The organism is Micromonospora yasonensis, assembly GCF_026013475.1.
In the GTDB taxonomy this organism is placed as follows: domain Bacteria; phylum Actinomycetota; class Actinomycetes; order Mycobacteriales; family Micromonosporaceae; genus Micromonospora; species Micromonospora yasonensis.
The window spans coordinates 1-8,256 of record NZ_JAPDPH010000276.1; the positions used below are offsets into that span (position 1 = coordinate 1).

Consider the following 8,256-nt stretch of genomic DNA (forward strand, 5'->3'; position numbering starts at 1 on the left):
GCGCGGGGGTGGTCGGGCGGTCGCCGGGGCGTGACACGATGGCCGGGTGACTGGTGCCGTCCAGGCGGGGTACGCCCCGCCATCCCGTCCCGACCAGCCGGCGCGCGGCCGGCGTTGGCTGCGCTGGCTGGTGCCCGCGACGGTGGCCTGGGCCCTGCTGCTCGCCGGGCTGACCTGGTGGTCGGTGCGGCACGACCCGCCGACCGTGAAGGAACAGCGCACCCTCGGCCAGGCGGCGGCGGTGACGGACCGGGCGATGGGCCGCCTGGTGGCTGCGCTCGGCGACGGCGCCTGGGAGCTGACCCCGCCTCGGGTCGAGCGGGGCTGCCGGGTCACCCCGCTGACCGACGGGGCGGCGTTGACCCGGGGGCTGGACGTGCCGGTGCCCGCCGGGAGCGAGCGGGCGCTGCTCGACCACGTGACGCAGCGGCTGCCCGCCGACTGGCGGGCCGGTGTCGCCACCGAGGCCGGACGTCCCCGGTTGCGGGCCGACGCGGGCGAGTTCATCGCGATCGACGGGCGGGTGGTGGCCGACGGCCTGGTCCGCTTCTCCGCCGCCACCGGCTGCCGCCCGGCCGACATCGAGTTCGGCGAGCTGTTGCTGGCGCACCCGGCCGGGCCGGCACTCACCGCGGCGCTGGGGGCGCTGGGCCGGCCGGCCCCGGTGGGCGCGAAGTGGGTCACGGCCCCGTGCCCCGCAGGTGGCCCCGCCCGGACCGTCGTTGTCACCGCCGGCGCCGTGCCGGCCTCGCTGGCCGCGCTTCGGCCGCTCGGCGCCGTCCTGCTGGACCGGCCCGGCACGTACGCCTACCGCAGCGGCTCGGCCGTCGTGCTGGCCGACACCACCGGTGACCGGCTGCGCCTGGCCGCCTCCACCGGCTGCGCCGGCTGACCCGTACCGGCCACGTCCGCCCGGCCGGATCAGTCCTCGTGCTCGTGGTCGTGCCGTTCCCGGCTGCGGCCCAGGGCGTCCACCCGGCCCCACCGAGTCGAAGGACGGTTCGATGTTGCCGCGGCCACGTTGCCGCTGAACGTGGCCTCGTTGCGGAACACCGTCGCCATGGCGGCCTCGCAGCGACGCGAAGAACCGCTCGGTCGCCTCGCCCACATCCGAATCGTAGGCAGCAGCAGGAAAGGTGGGGTCGATATCGGCGCTCTCAGTAGACCAGCGCCTGCGCCCCCTCGGCCATCGCCTCCTCGACGAAGACGGCCGCGCCGGCGATGCGTACGCCGGGGATGACGTCGTCCTGGCCGATGTCCCGGCGGGCCGCGCACTGGGTGCAGGCGGTGACCTTGCCGGTGGCCAGGATCACGTGCAGCAGCTCGCCCAGCGGCGCGGAGTGCGGCAGCTCGAAGTCCTGCGCCCGACCGGGCAGGGCGAACCAGGTCGACTCGCCGGTCAGCCAGAGCGACACGTCGACCCCGGCGGCGGCCGCGGTGGCGGCGACGGTGAAAGCCTGCGCGCAACGCTCGGGGGCGTCCGCGCCGGCGGTGGCCTTGACGACCAGAGTGCGGGCCATGTCGCCCAGCATAGGATGGCCCGGATGGTTACCGAGATCGGGTTCGTCAGCCTGCTGGTCGCCGGCCTGGGCGCGCTCGCCGGTGGCCTGGTCTATCTCGCAGTTCGCATTTCGAGAGGTAAGTGGTGAGTGAGAACCCGCTGCAGCCGCCGTGGCTGAACGCGCCGACGGTCGACCCGTACCCGTACGAGGAGAGCCACGACCTGCGCGTCGGCCCGAAGCTGCACCGGAGCCTGGACGGCCTGCTGCCGTACATCGGGGTGTGGCGCGGGCGCGGGCGGGGCGGCTTCCCCACCATCGAGGACTTCGACTTCGCGCAGGAGATCCGGATCAGCCACGACGGCCGGCCGTTCCTGTTCTACGAGTCGCGTGCCTGGATCCTGGACGAGCAGAGCCGCCCGGTCCGGCCGGCCGGTCGTGAGGTCGGCTGGTGGCGCCCGGTGATGGACGGTGACCGGGTCACCGACGAGATCGAGGCGCTGATGAGCACGCCGACCGGCGTGATGGAACTGCACATCGGCAAGCGCACGGGCACCCGGATCGAGTTCGCCACCGACGCGGTGGTCCGGACGGCCACCGCCAAGGAGGTCACCGCCGGCGCCCGCCTGTTCGGCATCGTCGAGGGTGCCCTGCTCTACGCCCAGGAGATGGCCGCCATGGGCCACGCCCTCAGCCCCCACCTCTCCGCCCGCCTAACCCGCACAGCCGGCTAACCCGAACCCCCACCCATCTGGCGGTGATCAAGGAGTTTGCGTCTCCGAGGAGATCAACTCTGACGCAAACTCCTTGATCAACCGGCCGGGAGGTCGAGCGGGAAGCCGAGGAGGGTGCGAAGATCCGGTGTTCGGGGGGACGGGGGCAGGGGGGTGTGGTCGAGGGTTCGGATCTCCGTGGGGCCGCGGAGGGACGAGGTGAGCCAGACGCCGTCCGCCTCCGCCAGCTCGGCCGGGGTGACCAGGCGTTCCTCGGCCCGCAGGCCCAGTTCACCGGCATGGTCGAGAAGCCAGCGGGCGGTCACGCCGGGCAGGACGCCGGTGATCGCCGGCGGCACCGCGCGGAGCGTGTCGCCGCTGAGCCAGACCACGTTCGCGGTCGGCGCCTCCAGCACGTACCCGTCGGAGGAGACCCAGAGCACGTCGTCCACCCCGGTACGGGCCGCCCAGCGGCGGGCCGCGGTGCTCACCGCGTACGAGGTGGACTTGACGCCCACCGGCAGCCAGCCCAGTTGCGGACGGGACCGGGCGGCCACCCCGAGCGGCAGGGTGGCCACCGTCACGCCGTCCCGCCGGGCCCGCTTCGCCGCCGCCGGCACCTCGCCGAGGGTGGCGTAGACGGTCGGCGGGCCGCCGCCCTCCGGCCCCCGGGTGCAGACCAGCCGCAGCGCTCCCTCCACCTCGGGCGGCCAGCCGGCGCGGATCACGTCGAGCAGGTCGACCAGCGCGTCCGCGGGCGGCAGGTCCAACTCCACCGCCGCCGCGCCGGTCCGCAGCCGGGCCAGGTGCGCGTCGCGCAGCCAGGGCTCTCCGTCGCGCAGGTGCATGGTCTCGAAGAGCCCGTCCCCGTGCAGCACGCCCCGGTCGTCGCCGCGCAGCACCGCCTCCCCGGCCGGTACGACGCCCCGGCCCAGCACGGCCACCCGTGATGCCACCACGACCGCGAGAGTAGTGGCGTACGACGGCGGCGGCCGGTCCGGCGCGGCGGCCGAACTATGATCGGACGGTGTCCGAATCCTCCCTCGCGGAACTGCTCCGCTCCCGTGGGCTGCGGCTGACGGCGCAGCGGCAGCTGGTCCTGCAGGCGGTCATGGAGCTGGGGCACGCCACGCCGGAGCAGGTGCACACGGCGGTCCGCGAGGTGGCCGCCGGGGTCAACATCACCACCATCTACCGGACCCTGGAGCTGCTGGAGCGGCTCGGCCTGGTGACCCACACCCACCTGTCGCACGGCTCGCCGACCTACCACGCGGCGGGCGAGCACCAGCACGTCCACCTGGTCTGCCGGGAGTGCGGCGCGATCGACGAGATCGAGCCCGAGCTGCTCCGGCCGCTCGCCGACCAGCTGGCCGTGCAGCGGGGGTTCCAGGTCGACATCGGGCACGTGGCGCTCTTCGGCGTCTGCGGCCAGTGCGAGAACGGGGGACGTAAATGATCGACATCGCGGGTGCGGTGGCCACTGAGGCGATCGACGAGGAGACCCGGGACCAGCCCGAGCCGGCCCACCGGGCGGCCGGGGTCGGCCCGGTCGCCGCCCACTACGGCGACCCGATGCGCGAGCAGCGTGTCCTCGCCACCGGGGTCGGTCTGGTGGACCGCTCGCACCGGGGCGTGGTGGCGGTGCCCGGCGAGGAGCGGATGAGCTGGCTGCACACCCTGACCAGCCAGCACCTCGCCGCGCTGAGCCCGTGGCAGGGCACCGAGCTGCTGGTGCTCTCCCCGCACGGTCACGTCGAACAGCACGCCATGGTGGCCGAGGACGGCGAGACCACCTGGCTGGACACCGAGCCGGGGATGACCAGCGGGCTGCTGTCGTACCTGGAGAAGATGCGGTTCTTCAGCAAGGTCGACCCGCGCGACGCCACCGCCGACCACGCCGTGCTGTCGCTGGTCGGGCCGGAGGCCGCCGGGGCGCTCGACACCCTCGGGGTCACCGGGCTGGCCGCGCCCGACCTGGTCGCGGTGCCGGGTCCGAAGTTCCGCTCCGGCGAGCTGCCGCCCCGGCCCACCGTGGTGTACGACGTGAAGCCGCTGCCGATCGGCGGGTGGGCCCGCCGGGTGGCGCTCGGCGTGGACCTGCTGGTGCCTCGCCCGGCCATGGCTGGGGTGGTGGACGAGCTGCGCGGGGCCGGGGTGCCGGTGGCCGGGCTGTGGGCGTACGAGGCGGTCCGGGTGGCCGCCCGGCGGGCCCGGGCCGGGGTGGACACGGACCACCGGACCATCCCCGCCGAGGTGGGCCTGGTCGCCCCGGCCGTGCACCTGGACAAGGGCTGCTACCGGGGCCAGGAGACGGTGGCCCGGGTGCACAACCTGGGCAAGCCCCCGCGTCGCCTGGTCCTGCTGCACCTGGACGGCGTGACCACCGACCAGCCGCCGACCGCCGGGACGCCGGTGACCCTGGACGGCCGGGCGGTCGGCTTCGTGGGCACCGCGGTGCACCACTACGAGCTGGGTCAGATCGCCCTCGCGGTGGTCAAGCGCAATGTCGCCGACGACGCCCGGCTGATGGTCGGGGAGACGGCTGCCGCCATCGATCTGGCGTAAGGGATGCCGCGCCGGCGCACGTCAAACGGAAAATCTTCCGTTTGACGTGGTCGTGACGCGGATTTCTGTTGGGTTTCGGCTGTCGACCGGAGGGGAGTCGGCGGTCTACGATCCCGACATGACGACAGGGACGTTGATCACGGTTGCCCCCACCGGCGCGGAGTCGGCCAAGGCGGAGGTGCCGGCGCTGCCGGTGACCCTCGACGAGCTGCTGCTGACCGCCAAGGAGTGCGAGGCGCTCGGCGCGTCGGTGATCCACGTCCACATCCGCGACGACGAGGCGAAGCCCACCCTCGACCAGGGCCGGCTCCGGGAGACCGTGGCCGCGCTGCGGGACAGCACCGACCTGATCGTGCAGCTCTCCTCCGGCGGCGCGGTGACCGACCCGGAGGCCGACCGGTTGGCCGTGCTGGACGCCGGCCCGGACATGGCCTCCTGCACCATGGGCACGGTCAACTTCGGCGACGACGTCTTCCTCAACCGCTGGGAGTTCATCGTCGACCTGCACACCCGGATGCAGGAGAAGGGCGTCGTCCCCGAGTACGAGATCTTCGACCTCGGCCACCTCACCGCCCTGCAGCGGCTGCTCGGCAAGTACGGCCTGCCGCACGGCGGCCACGTGCACGTCGACTTCGTGATGGGCGTGCCGGGCGGCATGCCGGGCACCACGGCCACCCTGGTCGCCGCCCAGCAGATGCTGCGCGACCTGCCGGACGGGACCACCTTCTCGGCCACCGGGATCGGCCGCAGCACCATCCCGGTCCTGCTGGCCTCGCTGTCGGCCGGCGGCCACCTGCGGGTGGGCATGGAGGACACGGTCACCTACGCCAAGGGCCGGCCGGTCGAGTCCAACATGCAACTGGTCGCCCGCGCGGTCGGGTTCGCCCAGCTCGCCCAGCGCCCGCCGCTCACCACCACCGAGGCCCGGGCGCTGCTCGGCATGTAAGCGACGGCCCGCCCGGCACCCCTGTACGCCCGCGACCGACGTCGCTGGTCACCCCGCTGCCGGGCCGGGCGGACCGCTCGGTACCGTCCACTCCGTGGGAAAGACGTACGAGGGCGGCGTGCCGCTCGCCGAGGTGGTCCGGTCCGGGTTCGTGGAGGGCCTGCACCGGGGTTCCGTGGTGGTGCTCGACGCCGCCGGTGCGTCGGTGGCCGGGGCGGGGGACGTCACGTCCCCGATCTTCCCCCGGTCGTCGAACAAGCCGATGCAGGCCATCGGGATGCTCCGGTCCGGTCTGCCGCTGACCGACCCGGCCGACGTGGCGCTGGTCTCGGCCAGCCACGCCGGCGAGGAGTTCCACGTGGAGCGGGTCAACGCCCTGCTCGCCCGGGCCGGGCTCGGCGAGGAGGCCCTGCATTGCCCGCCGGACCTGCCGGTCGGTGACGCGGCCCGGGAGGCGGTGCTGCGGTCCGGGGGCGGGGCCCGGCGGATCCAGATGAACTGCTCCGGCAAGCACACCGGGATGCTGCTGACCTGTGTCGCCGCCGGTTGGCCGCTGAACGGCTACTGGCTGCCCGAGCACCCCCTCCAGCAGCGGCTGGCCGCCGCGATCGAGGAGTTCACCGGGGAGACCGTGGCTGCGGTCGGGGTGGACGGCTGCGGCGCTCCGGTGCTCGCCGTGTCACTGACCGGGCTGGCCCGGGCGTACCTGCGGCTGGTCTCCGCCGAGCCGGGCAGCGTCGAGCGGACCGTGGCGGACGCGATGCGCGCGTTCCCGGAGCTGGTGGGCGGCACCCAGGCCGACGACACCCGGCTGATGCGGGGCGTACCCGGGCTGCTCGCGAAGGTCGGCGCGGAGGGTGTCATCGCCGCGGCGGTCCCCGGGGTGGGCGCGGTCGCCCTCAAGATCGACGACGGCGCCGCGCGGGCCCGGATGCCGGTGCTGGTCGCGGCGCTGCGCCGGCTCGGTGTCGAGGCCCCGGTGCTGGCGGAGTACGCCGAGCTGCCGCTGCTCGGTGGCGGCCTCCCGGTGGGCGCGGTCCGTCCGGTCTGGTGACCGCGCGCCGCCGGTGGCGGCGGTACCTCGGCGACCGCGCGTCCGCCGCCTCCGGTCAGGGGAGGAAGTCGAGCAGGGCGGCGTTGACCGGTCCGGGCTTCTCCAGCGGCAGCAGGTGGGCGGCGTCGGGGACGTCGGGTAGCCGGACGCCGCGCGCGGCCTCGGCGGCGATCCGGTCGGCCAGCCGGTGGAGGTCGGCCAGGTCGTCCGCGCCGGCGCCGGTCAGCACCGGCATCCGCAGCTCGCCCAGCCGGTCGATCGCCGGCGGGTCGAGTTCGCCCACCTCGATCGCGCTGAGCGCCAGCTCGGCGGCGAGCGCCCGCCGGTCCATCTCCTCGGCGAACCGGATCAGCTCCGGGTCGACGTCCGCCGGCTTCCGGGTCGGGCCGACCACCCAGAACCGCACCTCGCCGGCGGCGCCGGCGGCGAAGTCCTCCGGGTCCACCTCGCCGACCAGTTCCTCCCAGAGCCGCTCGGTCTCCTCGGACCACTCGTTGCCGGAGACCGGGGCACCGAAGAGGGCCAGCGCGGAGACCCGGTCCGGGTACGCCAGCGCGGTGTCCACCGCGACCTTGCCGCCGAACGAGCAGCCGACCAGGGCGGCCCGCGCCAGGCCCAGCGCGTCGAGCAGCCCGACCACGTCGTCGTGGTGTGCGAACGGGGCGGGTGGCAGCTCGGAGTCGCCGTAGCCGCGCAGGTCCGGGACGATCACCCGGTGCCGGGCCGCGAGCGCGGGCAGTTGGCCGCGCCACATCCGCCGGTCCGCGATGCCGGCGTGCAGCAGCACCACCGGGCTTCCGCTGCCGGCCTCGTCGTACGCGAGCTGGGCGCCGTTGACTTCGATCTTGGCCACGGAGGCACGGTACGGACCGGACAGCGGCCACGCAACCGGCTATTCGTGACCCTGCTAACTCTGGCTAGCGATTTGCTTGCAAGAGCTAGCACCCCGCGCTAGCGTGGAGTCATGGCCACCGGTAAGGAACTTCCCGACGTCGGCGGGTTCATTCGTGACCTGCGCCGGAACGCGAAGATTTCCCTGCGCCAGCTCGCCGAGCAGGCCGGCGTCAGCAACCCGTACCTCAGTCAGATCGAGCGCGGGCTGCGCAAGCCGAGCGCCGAGGTGCTCCAGCAGCTCGCCAGCGCGCTGCGGGTCTCCACCCCGGCGATGTACCTGCGGGCCGGGCTGCTGGACGACAAGGAGGGGCAGGGCGTGCTCGCGGCGATCGCCGTCGACGCCGAGCTGACCATGGCCCAGAAGCAGTCCCTCACCCAGATCTACGAGACGTTCCGCCGGGAGAACGCCCGGCTCGCCGAGGCGACCGCCGCGGCGCAGGCGGCCACCGAGCCGACCTCGCCCGAGGCGACCGAGCCGAGGAGCGCGCCACAGGCCCCGGCCACCGTCACGCCGGTCGCGACCGGCCCCACGACGCCGGACGGCACCCCGACCGAGGCGGTCCTCGAGTCGGTCGCCGTCACCGA

12 protein-coding genes are annotated in these 8,256 nt (G+C 74.3%); 8 read left to right on the forward strand and 4 right to left on the reverse strand.

Annotation, left to right across the window (positions count from 1 at the left end):
* The first annotated feature begins 118 nt into the window (after nucleotides 1-118).
* On the forward strand, nucleotides 119-892 hold the full coding sequence (locus ONA70_RS32450) for a hypothetical protein (RefSeq protein WP_265010316.1): 774 nt from the start codon (nucleotides 119-121) through the stop codon (nucleotides 890-892).
* Nucleotides 893-921: 29 nt separating this feature from the next.
* Here ONA70_RS32450 and ONA70_RS32455 read toward each other — a convergent pair whose 3' ends face one another.
* Complete coding sequence (locus tag ONA70_RS32455) at nucleotides 922-1,062, reverse strand: hypothetical protein (protein WP_265010306.1); 141 nt, start codon at nucleotides 1,060-1,062, stop codon at nucleotides 922-924.
* A gap of 95 nt (nucleotides 1,063-1,157) precedes the next feature.
* Nucleotides 1,158-1,532, reverse strand: a complete 375-nt coding sequence (locus ONA70_RS32460; RefSeq protein ID WP_265010307.1) for a DsrE family protein — start codon at nucleotides 1,530-1,532, stop codon at nucleotides 1,158-1,160.
* 12 nt (nucleotides 1,533-1,544) lie between these two features.
* Between ONA70_RS32460 and mtfM the strand changes: the two genes are divergently transcribed.
* A complete protein-coding gene (gene mtfM / locus ONA70_RS36765; RefSeq protein ID WP_046570768.1) occupies nucleotides 1,545-1,649 on the forward strand; it encodes a small membrane protein MtfM in 105 nt (34 codons plus the stop codon).
* Entirely contained in the window at nucleotides 1,643-2,233 is a 591-nt protein-coding gene (locus ONA70_RS32465) for an FABP family protein (RefSeq protein WP_265010308.1), read from the forward strand. Before mtfM ends, ONA70_RS32465 begins: the two co-directional genes overlap by 7 nt.
* Nucleotides 2,234-2,310: 77 nt before the next feature.
* Here the strand turns inward: ONA70_RS32465 and ONA70_RS32470 are convergent, their stop codons facing one another.
* Nucleotides 2,311-3,171 (reverse strand): aminotransferase class IV, encoded by an 861-nt coding sequence (locus ONA70_RS32470; protein ID WP_265010309.1) that lies wholly within the window; start codon nucleotides 3,169-3,171, stop codon nucleotides 2,311-2,313.
* Nucleotides 3,172-3,239: 68 nt separating this feature from the next.
* On the opposite strand from ONA70_RS32470, the gene ONA70_RS32475 reads away from it, so the two are divergent.
* The 4 genes from ONA70_RS32475 to ONA70_RS32490 all read left to right on the forward strand — a co-directional run bounded on the left by ONA70_RS32475 (nucleotide 3,240) and on the right by ONA70_RS32490 (nucleotide 6,777).
* Nucleotides 3,240-3,668, forward strand: a complete 429-nt coding sequence (locus tag ONA70_RS32475; protein ID WP_265010310.1) for a Fur family transcriptional regulator — start codon at nucleotides 3,240-3,242, stop codon at nucleotides 3,666-3,668.
* Entirely contained in the window at nucleotides 3,665-4,777 is a 1,113-nt protein-coding gene (ygfZ, locus tag ONA70_RS32480) for a CAF17-like 4Fe-4S cluster assembly/insertion protein YgfZ (protein WP_265010311.1), read from the forward strand. Before ONA70_RS32475 ends, ygfZ begins: the two co-directional genes overlap by 4 nt.
* A gap of 118 nt (nucleotides 4,778-4,895) precedes the next feature.
* Nucleotides 4,896-5,723 (forward strand): BKACE family enzyme, encoded by an 828-nt coding sequence (locus ONA70_RS32485; RefSeq protein WP_265010312.1) that lies wholly within the window; start codon nucleotides 4,896-4,898, stop codon nucleotides 5,721-5,723.
* Nucleotides 5,724-5,817: 94 nt separating this feature from the next.
* Nucleotides 5,818-6,777: an asparaginase gene (locus ONA70_RS32490; RefSeq protein ID WP_265010313.1), complete on the forward strand. Its 960-nt coding sequence runs from the start codon at nucleotides 5,818-5,820 to the stop codon at nucleotides 6,775-6,777.
* A 55-nt stretch (nucleotides 6,778-6,832) separates the two neighbouring features.
* Here ONA70_RS32490 and ONA70_RS32495 read toward each other — a convergent pair whose 3' ends face one another.
* Complete coding sequence (locus ONA70_RS32495) at nucleotides 6,833-7,630, reverse strand: alpha/beta fold hydrolase (protein WP_265010314.1); 798 nt, start codon at nucleotides 7,628-7,630, stop codon at nucleotides 6,833-6,835.
* A 111-nt stretch (nucleotides 7,631-7,741) separates the two neighbouring features.
* Here ONA70_RS32495 and ONA70_RS32500 point away from each other — a divergent pair.
* Nucleotides 7,742-8,256 (forward strand): helix-turn-helix domain-containing protein (locus ONA70_RS32500; RefSeq protein WP_265010315.1); only part of this gene is annotated, 515 nt, incomplete at its 3' end.